Annotated in this window: 15 protein-coding genes; 6 read left to right on the top strand and 9 right to left on the bottom strand. The window is 72.0% G+C overall.

Annotated features, from left to right (window positions below):
• Positions 1–290: 290 nt before the first annotated feature.
• Both groL and BMG523DRAFT_RS04315 read left to right on the top strand, forming a co-directional pair.
• Positions 291–1,913 carry a chaperonin GroEL gene (gene groL / locus BMG523DRAFT_RS04310; RefSeq protein ID WP_011438752.1) on the top strand — a complete coding sequence of 541 codons (1,623 nt, stop codon included), beginning with the start codon at positions 291–293 and terminating at the stop codon, positions 1,911–1,913.
• A gap of 425 nt (positions 1,914–2,338) precedes the next feature.
• A complete protein-coding gene (locus BMG523DRAFT_RS04315; protein ID WP_035908603.1) occupies positions 2,339–2,929 on the top strand; it encodes a Uma2 family endonuclease in 591 nt (196 codons plus the stop codon).
• 52 nt (positions 2,930–2,981) lie between these two features.
• On the opposite strand, the gene BMG523DRAFT_RS04320 is transcribed toward BMG523DRAFT_RS04315, so the two are convergent.
• From BMG523DRAFT_RS04320 to BMG523DRAFT_RS24185, 4 genes are all read right to left on the bottom strand, one after another.
• Positions 2,982–4,619, bottom strand: a complete 1,638-nt coding sequence (locus BMG523DRAFT_RS04320) for a DNA repair helicase XPB (protein ID WP_011438754.1) — start codon at positions 4,617–4,619, stop codon at positions 2,982–2,984.
• Positions 4,620–4,916: 297 nt separating this feature from the next.
• Positions 4,917–7,430: a helicase-associated domain-containing protein gene (locus BMG523DRAFT_RS04325; protein WP_011438755.1), complete on the bottom strand. Its 2,514-nt coding sequence runs from the start codon at positions 7,428–7,430 to the stop codon at positions 4,917–4,919.
• Positions 7,431–7,516: 86 nt separating this feature from the next.
• Positions 7,517–8,032 (bottom strand): hypothetical protein, encoded by a 516-nt coding sequence (locus tag BMG523DRAFT_RS04330; RefSeq protein WP_011438756.1) that lies wholly within the window; start codon positions 8,030–8,032, stop codon positions 7,517–7,519.
• Positions 8,033–8,453: 421 nt separating this feature from the next.
• Entirely contained in the window at positions 8,454–9,248 is a 795-nt protein-coding gene (locus tag BMG523DRAFT_RS24185) for a hypothetical protein (RefSeq protein ID WP_133057020.1), read from the bottom strand.
• Between the two features lie 34 nt (positions 9,249–9,282).
• Between BMG523DRAFT_RS24185 and BMG523DRAFT_RS24190 the strand changes: the two genes are divergently transcribed.
• On the top strand, positions 9,283–9,522 hold the full coding sequence (locus BMG523DRAFT_RS24190; protein WP_134350976.1) for a hypothetical protein: 240 nt from the start codon (positions 9,283–9,285) through the stop codon (positions 9,520–9,522).
• Between the two features lie 378 nt (positions 9,523–9,900).
• Here BMG523DRAFT_RS24190 and BMG523DRAFT_RS04335 read toward each other — a convergent pair whose 3' ends face one another.
• Genes BMG523DRAFT_RS04335 through BMG523DRAFT_RS04355 form a run of 5 tightly spaced genes read right to left on the bottom strand, consistent with a single transcriptional unit; the run spans position 9,901 to position 13,192 of the window.
• The gene (locus tag BMG523DRAFT_RS04335; RefSeq protein WP_011438758.1) at positions 9,901–10,338 is read right to left on the bottom strand and encodes a DUF3180 domain-containing protein; all 438 of its coding nucleotides are present in this window, start codon (positions 10,336–10,338) and stop codon (positions 9,901–9,903) included.
• On the bottom strand, positions 10,335–10,925 hold the full coding sequence (gene folK, locus BMG523DRAFT_RS04340) for a 2-amino-4-hydroxy-6-hydroxymethyldihydropteridine diphosphokinase (RefSeq protein ID WP_235462852.1): 591 nt from the start codon (positions 10,923–10,925) through the stop codon (positions 10,335–10,337). Before folK ends, BMG523DRAFT_RS04335 begins: the two co-directional genes overlap by 4 nt.
• A gap of 4 nt (positions 10,926–10,929) precedes the next feature.
• Positions 10,930–11,397, bottom strand: coding sequence for a dihydroneopterin aldolase (folB, locus tag BMG523DRAFT_RS04345; RefSeq protein ID WP_011438760.1), 468 nt, complete (start codon positions 11,395–11,397; stop codon positions 10,930–10,932).
• The gene (folP, locus tag BMG523DRAFT_RS04350) at positions 11,394–12,329 is read right to left on the bottom strand and encodes a dihydropteroate synthase (protein WP_011438761.1); all 936 of its coding nucleotides are present in this window, start codon (positions 12,327–12,329) and stop codon (positions 11,394–11,396) included. Before folP ends, folB begins: the two co-directional genes overlap by 4 nt.
• Positions 12,326–13,192 carry a GNAT family N-acetyltransferase gene (locus BMG523DRAFT_RS04355; RefSeq protein ID WP_035729351.1) on the bottom strand — a complete coding sequence of 289 codons (867 nt, stop codon included), beginning with the start codon at positions 13,190–13,192 and terminating at the stop codon, positions 12,326–12,328. Before BMG523DRAFT_RS04355 ends, folP begins: the two co-directional genes overlap by 4 nt.
• A 908-nt stretch (positions 13,193–14,100) precedes the next feature.
• Between BMG523DRAFT_RS04355 and BMG523DRAFT_RS04360 the strand changes: the two genes are divergently transcribed.
• The 3 genes from BMG523DRAFT_RS04360 (at position 14,101) to BMG523DRAFT_RS04370 (ending at position 19,055) form a co-directional block, all read left to right on the top strand.
• Positions 14,101–15,522, top strand: coding sequence for a hypothetical protein (locus BMG523DRAFT_RS04360; protein WP_035941429.1), 1,422 nt, complete (start codon positions 14,101–14,103; stop codon positions 15,520–15,522).
• 35 nt (positions 15,523–15,557) lie between these two features.
• Positions 15,558–16,502 (top strand): aminoglycoside phosphotransferase family protein, encoded by a 945-nt coding sequence (locus BMG523DRAFT_RS04365; RefSeq protein WP_043590524.1) that lies wholly within the window; start codon positions 15,558–15,560, stop codon positions 16,500–16,502.
• A 357-nt stretch (positions 16,503–16,859) separates the two neighbouring features.
• The gene (locus tag BMG523DRAFT_RS04370) at positions 16,860–19,055 is read left to right on the top strand and encodes a MinD/ParA family protein (RefSeq protein WP_051623769.1); all 2,196 of its coding nucleotides are present in this window, start codon (positions 16,860–16,862) and stop codon (positions 19,053–19,055) included.
• Positions 19,056–19,081 lie beyond the last annotated feature (26 nt).

Genomic DNA, 19,081 nt, shown 5'->3' on the forward strand with positions numbered 1-19,081 from the left:
GTGGACCACGCCGGACCAACGGAAGGGCCGCGGACGACGGCGGGGTGCCGCGGGGGATCGGCGTCGGGCTCGCGGAACCATGGGCCAGCTTGCACTCACCCAGGCCGAGTGCTAAACAAGACCTGGCACTCTCGCCTAGGGAGTGCCAAGGCTGAAACGGCGAGGCTGCCCGATCCGCGCTGTGTCCGAGGTGCATCACCCGGGTCCGGAGCAGGCGGGAGCCGTCCGTCGCGGGCGTCGTTAGGGCCAGGCCATCGAACCTGCCATCCCACTGGGAGGACCCAGAAACCATGCCGAAGATCATTGCCTTCGACGAGGAGGCTCGGCGCGGCCTGGAGCGCGGCATGAACCAGCTGGCCGATGCGGTCAAGGTCACGCTCGGGCCGAAGGGCCGCAACGTCGTGCTGGAGAAGAAGTGGGGCGTCCCCACGATCACCAACGATGGTGTGAGCATCGCCAAGGAGATCGAGCTCGAGGACCCGTACGAGAAGATCGGCGCGGAACTCGTCAAGGAAGTCGCGAAGAAGACCAACGACGTCGCGGGTGACGGCACCACCACCGCCACCATCCTGGCCCAGGCCCTGGTGCGCGAGGGTCTGCGCAACGTGGCCGCCGGCGCCAACCCCCTCGGGCTGAAGAAGGGCATCGAGGTCGCGGTCGAGCGCGTCTCCGAGGAGCTGTCCAAGCAGGCCAAGGAGGTCGAGACCAAGGAGCAGATCGCCTCCACGGCGTCCATCTCCGCGGGTGACTCGGCCATCGGCGGCCTCATCGCCGAGGCGCTCGACAAGGTCGGCAAGGAAGGCGTCGTCACCGTCGAGGAGAGCAACACCTTCGGCCTCGAGCTCGAGCTCACCGAGGGTATGCGCTTCGACAAGGGCTACATCTCGCCGTACTTCGTCACGGACGCGGACCGTCAGGAAGCCGTCCTGGACGACCCGTACATCCTGATCGTCAACAGCAAGATCTCCGCGGTCAAGGACCTGCTCCCGCTGCTGGAGAAGGTCATGCAGACCGGTAAGCCGCTGGCGATCATCGCCGAAGATGTCGAGGGCGAGGCGCTGGCCACCCTGGTCGTCAACAAGATCCGCGGCACCTTCAAGAGCGCCGCGGTGAAGGCCCCCGGCTTCGGTGACCGCCGCAAGGCGATCCTGGGCGACATCGCCATCCTGACCGGTGGTCAGGTCATCTCCGAGGACGTCGGCCTCAAGCTCGAGAGCACCTCGCTCGACCTGCTCGGCCGTGCCCGGAAGATTGTCGTTACCAAGGACGAGACGACCGTCGTCGAGGGTGCCGGCGACCCCGACCAGATCGCCGGTCGGGTCAGCCAGATCCGCAACGAGATCGAGAAGTCGGACTCGGACTACGACCGCGAGAAGCTCCAGGAGCGGCTCGCGAAGCTGGCTGGCGGCGTCGCCGTCATCAAGGTCGGCGCGGCCACCGAGGTCGAGCTCAAGGAGAAGAAGCACCGCATCGAGGACGCGGTGTCCAACGCGAAGGCCGCTGTCGAGGAGGGCATCGTCGCCGGTGGCGGCGTCGCGCTGCTCCAGGCGTCGATCACTGCCTTCGAGAAGTTGGACCTGTCCGGCGACGAGGCGACCGGTGCCAACATCGTCCGGCTCGCGCTCGAGGCGCCCATCAAGCAGATCGCCTTCAACAGCGGTCTCGAGGGCGGCGTCGTGGTCGAGAAGGTCCGCAACCTGCCGACCGGCCACGGCCTGAACGCGGCCACCGGCGAGTACGTCGACCTGATCGGCACCGGCATCATCGACCCGGCCAAGGTCACCCGCTCCGCCCTGCAGAACGCCGCGTCGATCGCCGGCCTGTTCCTCACCACCGAGGCCGTCATCGCCGACAAGCCGGAGAAGAACCCGGCCCCGGCAGTCCCGGGCGGCGGCGGCGACATGGACTTCTAGTCCAGCTCGTCACCCGCTGTACCCTGCACCACCGTCTGGACGAGGGCGGCTCCGGTTCTCCCGGGGCCGCCCTCGTGCGTTCGCCCGTGCATCACGGCCGAAGGCTCCGTGCGGGGAAAGGCTTGCCCCCGCGGACGGGAGGTTCCGCGGGGGCAAGCTCTCTGGCGTGGGAGCCGGGCGCCACTCGGGACGGAGCGAACGCCGGAAGGCACTCCCAAAGACGATCTTTCCAAGAACGCTCTTCTCGGCCGCCATCGACGGCGACCAAATTATCATCGGGTAATCCAAGAGACAAGAGCTTTATATCACTCCTTTTGAACAATTCGAAGGTCGTCTTCGTTAGACTTCGACCTTTTGTCGCGACACGGACAATTAACGCATGCCAGCTTTAGACAGCGGCCACGGCAACAGGCACGATAGCCATCGTGGTTCAGGCCCCCGCACAGCCGCGCTCCCATCGCCCCTCGATGACCGTTCCCACCCCCCCGGTCACCGTGGAAGATCTCGACACGGGCGGGCATGACGACGCTCGGTTCGAACTCCTGGACGGCTTGTGCGTCCTGCGACCATGGCCGACACCGCTGCGGGCCCGCGTCACGGCGCGCCTGGTCCGGATCCTGGCGGACACGGCCACCTCCGGAGCTCATATCCTGCCGGCCGGGATCGGGGTGGAGCTGTCCCCCCGCAGTCTGCTCGTGCCGGACGTCGTGGTGGCGGCGGCGAGTGGTGACACCGGCCGTCGGTTCCGGGACACCCCGTCCCTCGTCATCGAAGTGGCCGACGCCAGCACCCGGCGCTACAACCGCACCCTCAAACTCGATCTCTACCGGCAACGCGGCGTGCCGTCCTGCTGGCTGATCGACCCGGACACCGCCACCATCGAGGCGTACGACCTGGTCGCCGACGCGTACCTCGCCACCCGCACGGTCAGCGGGAAGGAGACCTTCACCGCCACCCAGCCCTTTCCGGTGGCGATCCAGCCGGCCGAGCTGATCGACCCGCCCGACTCGGAGTGATGGCGCGACGCCGACCGCTACCCCGGGAAGCCCGCCGAAGGCCCGTGCGGGGCTAGCAGACGTCGTCGGCGTCGACGATGGTGTAGGCGTAGCCCTGCTCGGCGAGGAATCGCTGGCGGTGCGCCGCGTACTCCTGGTCAAGGGTGTCGCGGGCCACCACCGTGTAGAAGTGCGCCGTGCGGCCGTCGGCCTTGGGCCGCAGCACCCGACCGAGCCGCTGGGCCTCCTCCTGGCGGGAACCGAACGTGCCCGAGACCTGCACGGCCACCCCGGCCTCCGGCAGGTCGATGGAGACATTCGCGACCTTGGAAACGACCAGTGTGGTGATCTCCCCGGTCCGGAACGCCTCGAACAGTCGCTCCCGCTCCCGGTTACGGGTGGAACCCTGGATGACCGGGGCGTCCAACAGTTCCCCGAGCTCGTCGAGCTGGTCGAGATACGCGCCGATCACCAGCACCCGGTCATCGGAGTGCTGGCGGACGAGACGCTCCACCACCGCCCGCTTGCTGCGGGCGGTGGCACACATCCGGTACCGCTCCTCCGGCTCGGCGACGGCGTAGGCCATCCGCTCGTCCTCGGTGAGCGTGACGCGCACCTCGGTGCACTGCGCCGGCGCGATCCAGCCCTGTGCCTCGATCTCCCGCCACGGGGCGTCATACCGCTTCGGCCCGATCAACGAGAAGACGTCGCCCTCCCGGCCGTCCTCCCGGACGAGGGTCGCGGTCAGGCCGAGCCGACGACGGGACTGGATGTCGGCGGTCATCCGGAAGACCGGCGCCGGGAGCAGATGCACCTCGTCGTAGACGATCAGACCCCAGTCCCGGGCCCCGAACAACTCCAGGTGCAGGTATTCGCCCTTACGCCGGGCCGTCATCACCTGGTAGGTGGCGATGGTGACCGGCCGGATCTCCTTGCGCTCCCCGGAGTACTCGCCGATCTCCTCCTCGGTCAGCGAGGTGCGGCGCAGCAGCTCGTGCCGCCACTGCCGGCCGGCGACCGTGTTCGTAACCAGGATCAGCGTGGTCGCCCCGGCCTGGGCCATGGCCGCGGCGCCGACGATGGTCTTCCCGGCGCCCGCAGGCAGCACGACGACCCCCGACCCGCCCTCCCAGAACCCGGCTACCGCGCCCTTCTGGTAGTCGCGCAGCTCCCAGCCGTCCTGGCGCAGGTCGATCCGGTGCGCCTCGCCGTCGACGTAGCCGGCGAGATCCTCCGCCGGCCACCCGAGTTTGAGCAGCACCTGCTTGAGCCGGCCGCGCTCGGAGGGGTGCACGGCGATCGTGTCGTCGTCGATGCGGGAGCCGAGCATCGGCACGACCTTCTTGGCCCGGGCCACCTCGACGAGCACCACCCGGTCGAGAGCACGCAACACCAACCCGTGGGCCGGGTCATTTTCCAGGCGCAGCCGACCGTAGCGATCCATCGTGTCGGCGATGTCGACGAGCAGGGCGTGCGGCACGGCGTAACGGGAGAAGCGAACCAGCGCATCGACAACCTGCTCGGCGTCATGACCGGCGGCCCGGGCGTTCCACAGCGCCAGCGGCGTCACCCGATAGGTGTGCACGTGCTCCGGAGACCGTTCGAGCTCGGCGAACGGAGCGATGGCCGACCGCGCCTCGACAGCACTGGGATGCTCGACCTCGAGCAGCAACGTCTTGTCCGACTGGACGATCAACGGGCCGTCCGTCACCCGCCACCGCCCTTTCCGTCCGCCGTAGGTTCCGCCGTGGGTATCGACCCATCAGTGAACCACCAACACGAGCCGCCCTGCACCGATCGGTGCGGTGCGGGCCACCGGCGTAGCACCGGCACGATCACACCGGCGGCGCGCTGCTCGTTCACCGGCGCCCTTCGACGGTACAGCCGACCATCGACACGGTAACCAGAGGGGCCGAAGCCCGACCGAAACCACCGCGGGTCCCGCGGGCAAGCGGGCACACCGGTACCGGTACAGGTACCGGCCCACCGGCCCACCGGCCCGCCCGGCTCATGGCGGATCGGCGAGATCCTCCGCGGCGGCCGACCAGTCCGCCGCCACCGGCGGTCCGCCGAACGCGTCGTCGATGTCAGCGACGCCGGTCACCCGGTGCAGGACGAAACGACGCGGGCCGGCGCTGAGTTCGTCCCACGCGGTGAGCCAGCCGCCCTCGACGACGGTGGGCCGCACGATCCGGTCGCTCGGCGCACCCTGCTGGTCAACGTAGCCCAGCAGCACCCGGCGCCGGTCCCGGACGGCTCCCTGCAGCAGCACCAGGATCAACGGCGCGGACCGGGTGAGCCCGACCTCGATGCCGGGAACCTCGCCGGCCGCCCGGACCGCCCGCGCGCTGTCGTCGCCCCGGCGGACCAGCCGGACCACGTCGCGCAGCTGGTTGATCCGGGTGTCGGCCACGTCGACCGACGCCGCGCGGGGACGCGCCGGCGTCCGATGGGCGGCGGGCCGGCGCAGCACCACCCGCCCGTCCGGGGCCTCCGCGACCGGGGCGAACCCGGCGTTGCGCAGGCCGGCGAGCATCTCCGCGGTCGGCAGTGGGGAGATGACGATCGTCGGCGCGATCCGGCGCAGCCCCAACGCCTGGGTACGCCGGTTGGCGACCACCTCGGCGAGCAGCGCCGTGTCCTCGCAGCGCAGGTAGCTCGCGGCGGGACCGGCCCGCAACCGGCCGTGCCGCCGGGCGGTGTCGTCGATCAGATAGGTGAGGGCCTGCGGCACCCCGCCTCGACCGAGACGGACGAGCATCGCGTGGATGTCCTCCGCTACCAGGCCCGAGTCCAGGCCGCGACGCAGCGAGGCCTCGGAGAACCGATAGACGGTGGCCGCGCCCGCGGACTCGACATCCGCCATCCGCGCCAGCTCCGCAGCCACCCGGGGTACCAGCGGGCCCGGGGCAACCGCGGTGAGATCCCCCTGCAGCAGCAGCTCCTCGACCGGCTCGGGCAGCAGCGGCGCAAGCGCGTCGGCGAGCCTGACGCACAGCCCTGGATCACCAGCCGCCGATCGGCTCGGCACGCCCACGTTCCGCGTCGGATCGGCGTTCTCCGCGTCGAGCTGGGCGGCGAGTAACCGACCGACCGTGCTCGGCGCGCCCCGGCCGGTCAGCCCGAGCAGCTCGGCCTCGACGATCGTTCCGTCGATCATCCCGGCGAGCAGCATTCCGCCGCGCCGGGGCGCTCGCCAGGTCAGCAGGGCACGCAACGACTCCGCGGTCGGCACCACCCCTGCGGGCGCCGCGGCCAGCGCCCGCAGGACCTGGGCACGCAGGTCCTGCACGGCCGGCCGCCGCACGTCCAGCGACAGGGGAGCGATCTGCCGGCCCCGTTCGTCCCGCTCGCCGACCAGCCAGGCGGCGGTCGGCGAGCGCAGCCAGCCCTCGACCAGTACGGCCCACCGGGCCGCCACCAGGTCGGTGCCCCAGCGGTCGTAGGCCGTGGTCGGCACGTACTGGACGTCAACCCCCGCGGTCGCGTCAACCAGGCCGGCCGCCGCGGCCAGCTCCACCACGAAGGCCGCGGTCCGCTCGTCAACGTCGAGCAGTTTCGCGGCGGCCCGCAGGTCCCGCACGCTCAACCCGCCGGTGCGCAGCGGAGTGACCGGGCTCGCGCCCCAAGCGTCCAGCAGGGTGGTGACCCACCGGACGAGGGTGTCCGCCGCCAGGGCCGCCACGGCGTCAACCGCCGCCACCCCGACGACCTCTCCCTCGACGGCGGGCGGATGCGGGTGCAGGACCCCGGCCGGATGCTCGCCGCGCACGACCAGCCCAACCTCGCGCGGCAGCTCGACGGTCTCCTCGTCCAATCCGACGAGCAGGCCGCGGGCGAGTAGTTCCTCCACCGGGGTTCGGGCCGCGGACACCCCCAGCAACCGGCCCGCCTCCGTGGTGGCGCCGAGCGCCGGACCCGCGGCCAGCCGGTCCAGCAGCTGCCGCGCCCGGGAGGAGCAGGTCTCGATCCACTCCCGCACCCGATCCGCGTCCGCGAAGGCGTCGCTCAACGCGTCGATCATCGCTTCCCGGACGGCGACCCCGGTCGTCGTCTCGTCGACCGCGCCCCGGGGCACCGGCAGGCCGGCCGCGGTCAGGAGCCGGGCGAGCTGGGACTGCCGGTACGTCGTCAGGCAGGCTCGCACGGGACGGCCGAGCCCCAGCGGGCGCACGCCGAGGAGGTCGACGACCATCCCGGTGACCCGCAGCTCGGCATCGTCGCCCCAGATGAGCCCGAGGTCACGAAGCCGGCCCACCGGCTCGGACACCTCCGAATGCCCGCAGAACCTTGTCAGCTCCGCCAGGGACACCGGCCGGGGAAGGATCGTCAACGCCTCCAGGAGCTCGCAGGCGCCCGTGTCGAGACGTTCCAACGCGCGGGCCACGCTGACCCGGATCTCCAGGCGGGCCGCAAGCACCTCGAAGTCCGGTGGGGGCGGCGTCGCCAGGTCCGGCCGTAGGAGGAAGAGCCGGGTCAACGCCTGATCCGGAAGCGCACGCAACCAGTCCACAAGGGTCACGGGCGCTGTCCTGAGGCCTCGGCGGCCGGCATCGACACCCTCACGACGGTAGCTGGCGCGACGCCAGGCCGACAGGGCGCCGTCGCTCAGCCGGGCCGTGCCGCGTCACCTGGGCGGATGCCGGATTCGCAACCGCGGCGGACACCGGCACCGCGGCGACGGGTGATGGCCCCGCGCGGCAGGTCGTCGTGCCGTCCAGCCGCTCCACCGCCGATCCCGACCCGGGCCGTCCCCACCTGATCGAGCACCCATCCGCAGCTGGTGTCCCACCGCAGTACCGCGATCGCCGGATCGGTACCGCCCAGCGGAGACAACACCGCAAACGCCCAGTCGGGTGCGCCGGTCGAGGTGCGGATGCCGGTGATGCGCAGACCATCCGGCGACACCCTGGACACCAGCGGGCTGTCGAAGACCGCCGCCGTGATCGCGGCGGCCTCGGCCTCGGTGGGCAGCCGGCCGGGTCCGTCGGAGGCGTCCGGGAGCTGCCCGGCCCGGCCGTTGCCGGCATGGCCCTGCCCGGCCCGGTCCTGGCCCACCCGCCCCTGGCCGCCACTGTTCACGGTCAGGGGTGCCGCAGGAGAAGGTGCGGGTCTTGGACGCACGTGGCCTCCCTGGATGCTTTGGCAGGCCAGGACGCGCGCTCGGCCGAACATCGGCGACCAGGATGCCCGAGACGGGCCTCTTCGCGGCGAGGTCGACGGAATGCGACAGACCTACCGATACCGATTTCACACGCCCGGGGCCATCGGATGCAAGAGGATTCGGCAAACTGGGCGCAACCAATTTCGCCGGGACCGCTTCTCCTGCTCCGCCGGCCCGGATGGTCCGCGTGGCCGAGGATCCACAGGTTACCTGGACATTGCTTCGATCATACTCAATGGAGACCATAAAGCGACAAGTACGGCAACGGTGACAACAATCGCTCTCTGGTCGACAAACCTCTGCGTTGTATGCCATCTTTGCGAACTTTTTACGGGCCTGAGCCGCGAAGCCCAATCTCCGCCGACGGCGCCGGTCCAAGCCCTAACGACGCCGGTCGAACTGATCCACGAGGAAGGACAGATGGTTCACCCGTCCCCAGTCCGCGACCCGGGACATCGTCCCGGCGTCACCGGGCAGGGCCAGTGTCCGGCCGAGCGAGACGCCGACGACGAGGACCGCCGCGAGCACCGCCGCCTGAATCGCGCTGAGTACCGGGTTACGCGGCTGGCGGCCCCCTCCAGCCGGGACTCGGGTACCGGCTCGGGTACGGGCTCGGCTACCGGCCACGCGGCCGTGCGGGCGGGCCGGCTCCGAGACGGCGGCAGCGTCGCCGGCATCCGGCCCGTCGACTTCAGGACTCCCCCGCCGACCCTGTCCCGGCGGGTCCGCTCGTGGCCGGCCGGAGGCAGCGCCCGGTGACATCCGATCCGGGGCGCGCCGGGGTTCCCCGGCGGTCCGTGGGCCGTCGTCCCTGATCGCGTGCTGGTACCCGGTGAAGCTGACCTCGTCCAGTAGCCCGGAACCCGGCCGAAGTCCGGAACCCGGCCGACCGCCTCCCCGGGAGAAGCCGTCCGGGTCCGGAGGAGATCCCCGGTCCAGCCCGGACGGCGCGCGCGGGTCCGGGGGAGACGAGGAATACGCGGGTCGGTGCCGGGGGGCATCGACCCCACCCGGCGGGGAGACACCCGCGCCGCGTGGGTCGGGCCAACCGCCGCGATGGTCGGATCGCTGCGCCGGCTCGGATCGCTGCGCCGGCTCGGGCCGCTCCCCGGGCGGGACCGGCCCGCCCGGGGGCCGCCAGGCCGAGGCCGGCCGATCAACCTGCGCTGGCGTCACTGTATGAGATTGTACGATATCGTACGGTGTTGGATTGTCACCGTACGCCGGTCCGTCGAACGTCGGCGCGGCGGCTCGCGACGAGTGGCGGGGCTCGGGCCTCCTGGCGGATCTCGTCGCCAGCGTGCTGAACGCGACGATCCGGCCCTCGGACGGCTGGCGGCGCCGGGGCGCGGCGGTTCCCTCAGCTGCCGGACCCGACCGGGGAGCGGCCCGAGCCGCGTTGGCAGGGAGGTCACGCACGGGGTCCGAGAAGTTCCGCGCCGGGTCGTGAACCGGACCGGCGGGTGGGCCGGGATCGGCGCCATCGCCCACCCGACCATGGTCCACCCGACCATGGTTCAGTCGCGGCTGCGCGCGCGTGCCACCGTGCGAGTTCCCGCCCTCAGCGACCATCACCCGCCCCTTCCCACCCCCGGCGCCTGGGCGCCACGTCACCGCACCATCCACCGACGACGCGAACAACGCCGACAATCACCACCCTACGGAGGTGGCCCAGGACAACCCCGACACCGACCACGGTCATATATCGCAATCTACCCCAGAGTAGTCCTACCAATACGAATCGGAACAGGCGGCCCATCGGTGATCACACCACTTTTCGGTGTTCCATCAGGACATTCCTCCCGGAGCCGGGCCGGGCCGGGCCGGGCTAACGCTTCTTGACCCGGCACACCCGTTCGAGGATGAGGCCCCCGGTTAACAGCACCATCGCCGCAGCCAACCCGAGACCCGCGGTGAGCGCGTCGCCGCCCGCGGTCGGGAACTCCCCCGTGCGGGGCATGGTGTAGCCGAACACACCCGCCCAGATGCCGGCGAGCGCCGCTCCGACGACGGAGCTCGCCTTGGCCAACGCGGCGAGCCGGGCGACCGTGAGCGGGAGGATCGGCCGCGTTCCCGGCCGCCCCTCCAGCCGGCGACGGGTCAGGGATGCGACCTGGAGCTCGATGGCACCGATCATGAGAACCGACACCGACGCCGTTCGCGGCAGCGTGGGAATCGATCGGTACGCCCACCACAGCAGCAGGTACCCGAGTACCCCGAACGCCACCGCGACCGCGATGAGATCACGTGCCCGGGTCGGTCTCACCTGGCCGCCTCTTCGGCGTCACTGCCGCCGACGGCGGGATCGGTGACGGCATCGGCCCCCGGATCCGCCTCGACCACGGGATCCGACAGCGACCACGGGATCCGGCGCAGACCGGCCGGGTGCTTCCCCGCGGCCATCCGGGCGACCAGATCGGCGACCCGCCCGTGCCCGGGCAGCGTCGCCTCGGGATCAACGTCCAGCCAGGGCACGCAGACGAAGGCCCGCAGATGTGCTCGGGGATGCGGCACGAGGATCTCGGGGTCGTCACTGCGCAGGTCACCGATCGCGATGACATCGACGTCGAGCGTTCGCGGGCCCCACCGGACGGCCCGGACCCGCGCGGCCCGTTCCTCCACCTCGCGGACGACCTCGAGCAGATCACGCGGGGGTGCCGGGCGCACCAGGACGACGGCGTTCAGGTAGTCGTCCTGCTCGGGTCCACCGACGGGTGCCGTCTCGTACACCGGTGAGCCGGCGAGCACCCCCAGCGCGCGGTCGAGCCGATGGACGGCGGCGGACAGCCGGCCCAGACGATCGCCGAGGTTGGACCCGAGCGACAGCACCGCATGCTCCGGCCGGGTCATCATCCGGTCACCCGCCATCGGTGACGACCCCCGCGGCCGCGGCCGGCGCGGTCACCGACTCGACGCCGTCGACCCGGTTGCGGACGATCGTCACCGCGACATCGGCGAACGGAACCGCGATCGGGGCCGCGGGCTTGTGGACAGTCACCTCGGCCCGCATCACCCGACCGTCCCGCAGACAGGCGCGGACGAGTCGATCGGCGAGGGTCTCAATCAGATTCACGGGTTCTCCGGTGACGATCCCGGCAAGGGTCTCGGCAAGCTCGCCGTAGTGCACGGTGCGGGTCACGTCGTCGTGGAACGCCGCCGAAGAGAGGTCGAGCCACAGCGTGGCATCGACGACGAACTCCTGGCCAAGATCCCGTTCCGCCGCCAGAACCCCGTGGTAGCCGCGAGCCCGCAGCCCCGACAGGGTGATCCGGTCGAGCGACGTGGCCCTCGATTGGGAGGCGACCTCCGCTGCGGAGCCCGTCACCGCGGAGCCCACGGAACCTCCCGATCTTCCACGCGGCCGGGATCCACGGCCCGGCCGGGATCGGCCTCGGGTCCGTCCCCGCGCCGGTCACTATCGTCCCGCCAGGCGCGCACGACCCGCACGGCGTCGGCGGCAGGCCGGACGGCGTGCACCCGCACGCCCCACACCCCGGCCGCGGCCAGCAACGCGGTGGTCGCCTGGGTGGCGTCGTCCCGGTCGGCGACCGGCCGGGCCGGGCCGTTCGCGTCCGCCAGTACCGAGCCGAGAAACGACTTGCGGGACGTGCCGACGAGCAGCGGCCGGCCGAGCGCGACGAAGGCGTCGATGTGGCGCAGAAGCGTCCAGTTGTGCCGGGCGGTCTTGGCGAAGCCGATGCCGGGGTCGAGGATGACCCGATCCTCGGCGATCCCGGCGGCCAGCACGGCCCCGAGCCGGTCCACGAGCTCCGCGACCACCTCCGCGACCACGTCGCGGTACACCGCCCGGGACGCCATGTCCGCACTGGTCCCCCGCCCATGCATCAGCACGTAGTGCACGCCACGGTCGGCGACGAGACCGAGCAGATCGGGATCGGCGCCGCCGGACACGTCGTTGACGAGCACCGCCCCGGCGTCGACCGCGGCGGCGGCCACAGCGGCACGGCTGGTGTCGACGCTGACCCGGACGCCCGCGGCGGCGAGCTCGGCCACCACCGGAAGCACGCGACGCATCTCCTCGGCGGCGATGACCCGAGACGCGCCCGGTCGGGTCGACTCACCACCGACGTCGACGAGATCCGCCCCGTCGTCGGCCATCCGCAGCCCGGCCCGGACCGCGTCCAGCGGATCGAGGTAGGTACCGCCGTCCGAGAACGAGTCCGGCGTGACGTTGACGACGCCCATCACCCTGGTCAGGCCGCCCGGCAGGAGGAGTTCCTCGACGGTCCCGCTCATGGGAGACCTCCACCGGACGTCGCGTCCAGCGGCGCACGGCGGTAGGTGTAGCGGTAGACCGGCCGGAAACCAAGATCGGCGTACAGGCCCCGCGCCGCGGCGCTGACCTCTTCGACCTGCAGATACGCATGAGTGGCGCCTCTGCCCGCCGCCCACTCGGCGAGTGCCGCGATAACCCGGCGGGCCGCGCCCCGGCCACGGGCCACGGGCAGGGTGGCCATGCTGTAGACACCCAGCCAACGGTCGTCCGCGATGCCGCGTCCGACCGCCGCCGGCATGCCGTCCACGGTCAGGGTGATGTAGATGGTGGGCAGCCGCAGCGCCGAGAGCACCGCGAGCGTGCCGGGCCGCTGCGCGTTGAACGTCGTCAGCACCTGGCCGGCGACATCCAGCCACTCATCCGCCGGCGTGGTGGTGACGGTCATCCCCACCGAGCCGGCAGCCGCCGGTGCCCGGTCGGCACCACTCACAAGGCCGGCGAGAGGCGCCGTGCAGACGTCGGTAGGACCGGTGTCGTCGTACCCGGCGGCGTCGAGGACCGCGCCGAGCCCGGTCGGCCGGGAGAAGGGTGTCAGCTGGAAGGTCGGCGGCAGACCGGCGGCGGTGTAGAAATCCCGCACCGTGGCAAGCGCCGCGGCGAGGTCGGGCACGTCGCCGCGGGCCCAGACCGAGTTGCCTCGCCGGGACGACCCGGCGGACTCGCGCAGCACCCACCCGGCCCGTTCGACCTGGCGCAACGGCGGCCAGGCCCGGTGCGCCAGGTCATCGAGCTCACGGGCCAGGGACGCGTCGGCGGACGGCAGGTTCGTCCGCGGCCCGACCAGCGGATCGGCGGGACACCGCGCCACACGGTCATCAGGCACGGCGCGCCGACCACGGCCGGCCTGGTCGACACCAGCTGCGCGACCTGCCGGCCGGAAAGCACGTCGGGGGGCCATCGACCACGATACCGAGGCTACCGATCCGAACGCGGGGATGGACGACCCGAACGCGGGGATGGACGACCCGAACGCGGGGATGGACGACCCGAACGCGGGGATGGACGACCCGAACGCGGGGATGGACGACCCGAGCGCGGGGATGGACGCCGGCGCCGATCGGACCAACATCGGGTCCCCCAGCTTCACCTTTTCGGTAATCATGACAAGGTGTCATGATTACAAAGCTATTGCCGCCTCGTTCCCGTTCTGGAGCGAACCGGCGGCGGGCCGCATCCCGGCCTCCCTCGGCTCGTCGCCCGGGACCCTCCCGGGCCGGGGCGATGATCCACAAGCCTGCGCCGCGCGATCCTGTCGGTCCTGCCAGCGCCCCCCTTCCTCATCCCGCCACCGCCGACCGGCGAGCTCCACCGCCGCATCGCACCGCCGCCGGCTTGCCCGCCAAACATGATCGGCAGAGGAAACCTCCGGGTAACACCACGCAGAGCCACGATGACAGGAACTTTGCGCACCAATAATCATCACCCTCCGGCGCAGCCTCCCTCCTACTATTGACAAAGCGAGACACAGGCCAGATCCGGTCGGACCAACCAGAGCGACCGGAACGACCGGCCGGCGGCAGCGAGGCCGTCGTACGACCGCCGGGAGACTTCGGCCGTTGATCGCTGGATCCGGCCGGACCGCCGTCAGGGAGGATGGCGGTCGCGGCACCGATGCGGGCGCGTGGTCTCACTGTGCGCCCCCGGTCGGTCGCTTCTCGCGGTGGGCTCTACCCCCACTACCTTGTCGTCACGGTCACGACCGTGGTGCTGTCTGAAGGAAGGACGCGCGGCATGCCGCAGTCGAGCGGATCTTCACCGACGCGCGGGCCCGACCCCGGGGCCTGGGTCCCGGCGAGCCGGGCGGCCCCTCTCCCACCCTGGTGGGCGACCACCGAGTCGATCGTCATCCCGCCGGCGCGCACCCCTCCGGACGACCACCCCGAGGACTACGAGCCGGCGCCACCGCCCCAGCCTTCGATGACGAAAGCCGCAACGAGCCCCACCGATGTGTCGCCGGCACCCGCGGGCACGCCATCCTTCGGCACTGTGAGCGAAGCACCATTCGGCGCTGTGAGCGGAGCGATCCCGGCGCAGCCGACACCGTCGTCGGCCCCCCACACCACACGCCTCGGCGCCCCGGCCCCCGGTGCCTCGGACCGCAGGCAGTTCCATCGCTATGCGGGAGCGGCGGTCATGACCGCGATCCTCGCCGAGGGACAGATCATGGAGGTCTCGGACGTCCTCGCGGCCAGTCCGATCCAGCTCGCCCTGGAACGCGCCGACGATCTGCTCGACGACCTCCTCGACGCGCACGAGGCGACCCCACCCGCGCACATCCTGGCCCAGACCGAGCGGTTGCGCCGCGGCCTGGAGCGACTCAGCCGGCGGTCCATCCCCGCCGGCGACGCCCACCGGCGCGACGTGCTGCGGGGGCGGGTCGCCGTGCTGGGTGCGGATGCGGCCTTCAAACTCGGTGACATCGAGACCGCGCGGTCGCTGACGTCGCTCGGGTTCCAGGCGGGGCGCTCGGTGGGTGAGGGTGCGCTTCGCGGTTCGGCCCGGGAAGTCGCGGCCGTCAACGAGTTCTACGCCGGCCGGCCCGACGAGGCGCTCCGCCTTGCCCGGGACGGGCTGACCCACGTCAGTGGCGGTGCCGTGCGGGCCCGACTTGTCTGCCAGGAGGCGCGTGCCCTCGCCGCCCTCGGTGACGTGCGGGGCGCGGCCCAGGCCCTGGACCGGGCGTACGACCTGGCGGACGCCATCCCGGCGGACCAGTGGGGCCGTCCCGGTCCGAGTTTCGACCAGTTCAATCCGGTCGAGGTGCCCTACAACGCCACGACGGCCCTGTGTCTACTCGGCCGACCACAGGCCGCCCAGGAACACGCGGATCTCGCCCTGCCGAAGCTGGACGGGATGAACGCCCCGGGATTCCGGTCGGTGATCCGCCTCGATCTCGCCCTGGCGCTGGCCCGGCAGGGTCGCCTGGAACTCGACCAGGTCTGCGCCCTGGCCACCGAGGCGATCCAGATCTCCTGGGGGCGAACCGTGGCCTCCGTCTCGGGACGCGCGGATCAGCTGCTCGCGGCCACCCGGCCGCACAGCGAGGTGCGCCAGGTGCGGGACCTCGCGGTACTCATCCGGGAGTGGCAACGCTCCGCGGCGCGGCAGCGGCCCGGCGGGCGCGCGGTTCCCGTGCCGAGCTCGCCGGTCTGACGCCGGCCACCGTACGAGGACCGTGCGAGGGCGCAGTGGCCGACGGCGGGCACCCTCCGGCGGGCTCGCCGGACCACGCGCGGTTCACCGCGGAGCGGACCCGCCGCGCCCTCGGTGCGATCTGCGCCGAGGCCGGCCTGGACGACTCGGATGCCATGCTGATCAAGAGAACCGTGAACGCGGTGTACCGGCTGCCACGGGCCGGCGCGGTTGTCCGGATCATCGGATCGGCCGCGATGGCGCATCGGGTGAACAAGGTGGTCCGGGTGGCCCGCTGGCTGGCGGAGAACCACGTCCCGGCCGTCCGGCTGCTCCCCGGCGTGCCGGCCCCGGTCACGGCGGCCGGCTTCCTCGCGACGGTCTGGGCCGACGCGACGCCACCCGGCACCCCGCCCGGCGGTCCGGCACCGGACACCGCGGAGCTGGCCGGCGCGCTGCGCGGTCTGCACACCCTGGCGCCGCCGGAACCGCCGCTGCCATGCTGGGATCCCCTCGACGACGTCCGCCGGCGATTATCCGACGCCGAGGCGCTCCCCGGGCCCGACCGCCGTTTCCTGGAGAAGATGACCGGCCGGATCGCGGCGGCTCTGCCCACCATCCGCTACGCGCTGCCGCGGGTCGTCATACATGGGGACGCGCATCTGGCGAACCTCGTGCGGGCCGCGGACGGCCGCGCGCTGCTCTGCGACTTCGACGCCACCTGCCTGGGGCCGGCGGAATGGGACCTGATTCCTGTGGCGGTCGGCCGGCTACGCTTCGGTCATGATCCTCAGGCCCACCTCGATCTGGCCCGGGGCTACGACTTCGACGTCACCACCTGGGACGGGTTCGCCGTCCTGCGGGCGGTCCGGGAACTGAAGCTGGTGACGAGCGTGGTGCCGATCCTGGGGAGCAGCGCGACGGTGGCCGCCCAGTTCCGGGTCAGGATCGACAGCCTGCGCTCCGGCGACACCGGCGTCCGCTGGTCCCCCTACCGTTGACGCCTCCCTCATCACCCTCGCTGTCAGGGCCCCCGGGGAGGAGACGCCCCCGGGGAGGAGACGCCCCCGGGGCCGGCACCACACGAGGCACACCGTTTCCACCGGCCGGGCCGTGCGGTCCACGGAACCACATGTCATTCTGGTCAGACCTGTCGGGCCGGTCCGGCGGGTCACGTCCACGTGCCGGACGCTCGGCTCCGAACGCGGGCTACCGGGGACCGCTGTCCTGGGCGTGGTCGTCAGATCACCCCGGCCTCATGGCTTGGGTCGCCCAAACGGAGGGGAGGCCCTTGAACACGACGGAGGGAATGCCCGCCCCGGGGATCAACCAGGTGGTGTGCTGCCCGGAGAACAATCATGAACGATGATCCCCGGGAGATCGGCGCCATCCGGGTCGGCGATGCCGGAGATCGGGACCCCGCGAATCCCGGGCCGCGGGAGCGTGGCGGGCGCGTCGGGTCCCCGCCGCCGACCACCGAGCAGCCGTCCCGTTCGGCGAGCCGACTGCCGGCAGTGACGGACACCGACCGGTCGTCCCCCGACCGGTCGTCCCCCGACCGAGCCGACCCGGATCACTGGCAGACCGGTCCGGCGCAGCCGCGCTCCGCCGGTGCCGCCGGTTGGACGGTCGACGGCCCCTACCGCCCCGAGCCGGCGGCATCCGTCTTCCGGCCGAGCACCGCCGCCCCGGCGGCGTCCCCTGCCGTCTCCGACACCTGGCCGTCGATGCGCCGCGTTGATCCGATGTCGGCCACGGGCTCCGAGGCAGCGGGTTCCTACCCGGCTGGCCCGGCTGGCTGGACCGATCGGGGCACGCCCGGGTCCGCGGCCATGAACCGTCGAGGCACGGAGAGTGCCAACGGCAACGGCAGGATGCTGCCGATCGAGACCCGCACCTTCGATCCGCTGCTCGACCAGTTCCCACCGAATCCGGGCGGAGCGTTCGGTCAGGCGTACCCGCCGCCCCCGCCGGGGGAGACCCGGGCCTGGCGGGGCGATCCGCTGAACCCGCCACCGCTGAACCCGCCACCGTCCGACCCGTACGCCCAGTCCCCGCCACCGGGCCCGCCGCTGAACCCGCCACCGTCCGACCCGTACGCCCAGTCCCCGCCACCGGCCCCGCGGGACGAGCGCCATGATCCGTGGCGGAGCACGCCGCCGGTGGCGGCGGCGAACTCGTCCGCGCTGGAGGAGACCGCCGCGATGAGACGAGCGGACTTCGACTCCGCCGCTCCCCGGCCGTACGGCGAGATGGATGGGCGATACGAGACCTATCGACCGTCAACCGAGTATCCCGCGCCGCCGCCGCCCGACCGGTCGAGAACCGGAAGTAAGGCGGCCGGCGGCCCGTACACCGGCCCGGCCCGCACGCCCACCGAAGCCGGCCGCATCCCCTCCTGGCTACGCGATCCCGAGCCGGCCGGGTCGCCCGGCGGACCGGCCGGGATCGGGCGGCACCGCGATCCGAACCGCGGCGATCAGGCCCACGACGGCCGGGCCCACGACGGCCGGGCCCACGACGAATCGTTCCGGACGGAGCACGACCCATCGGCCGCGGCCGGCCGGCGTCGGGCCGGTGGCCCGGTGGGACCGGGTTCCCGGGAGACGGGAAACGGCCGGGCGGGGCTCGCCACCAGCGCACTGCTGCCCGCTCCCCCGGAGACGGCGTCCCGCGGCTGGCGCAGGCTCGTTTACCAGGTCTCGGCGGGCGCGGTGAACCCCGGTCCGTCCCCCGACGAGGTTCGCGACCGCCGGCTCCTCGCGCGCATCCGGAACCCGCTGCACGACTGTCACCGCATCGCGGTGATGTCCCTCAAGGGCGGCGTCGGCAAGACCACGACGACGGTGGCGGTCGGTTCCACGCTGGCCAGCCTGCGCGATGACCGGGTGGTGGCGATCGACGCGAATCCGGACCGTGGCACCTTGGGTTCCAGGGTGCCACGCACCTCCGCCCACACGGTGCGCGAACTGCTGGAGGACGCTCCGCGTCTGCACCGGTACGTGGACGTCCGCAGGTACCTGTCACAGGCCGACTCGAGGCTGGAGGTGCTGGCGTCGGCCAACGATCCGGAGCTGTCGGACACCTTCGGGGACGCCGACTACCGGGCAGCCGACGATCTGCTGCAACGGCACTACTCGATCCTGTTGACCGATTGTGGGACGGGCATCCTGCACAGTGCGATGCATGGGGTGCTGGAGCTAGCCGACACGCTGGTGATCGTGAGCAGCGCCAGCGCCGACGGCGGGTCCAGCGCGAGCGCCACCCTCGACTGGTTGGACGCGCACGGCTACTCCGACCATGTCCGCGAGGCGGTCGCCGTGATCTCGATGTTCCCCGTCCAGGGCGAGCGGGTCGACGTCGACACGCTGGAACGGCATTTTGAAGCCCGGACGCGACGGGTGGTCCGGGTCCCGTTCGACCCGCATCTGGCCGACGGGGGACGGATCGTGCTGTCGAACCTGAAACGGGAGACGCGGGCGGCCTATCGGGAGATCGCCGGCGCGGTAGCCGAACGCTTCGGCGAGGAACGCCGCGGCTACCCGGGCGGCTGACGCCGCTGACACCGCCGGCTGCCTCA

This window comes from Frankia sp. BMG5.23, assembly GCF_000685765.2.
Taxonomy (GTDB): domain Bacteria; phylum Actinomycetota; class Actinomycetes; order Frankiales; family Frankiaceae; genus Frankia; species Frankia casuarinae.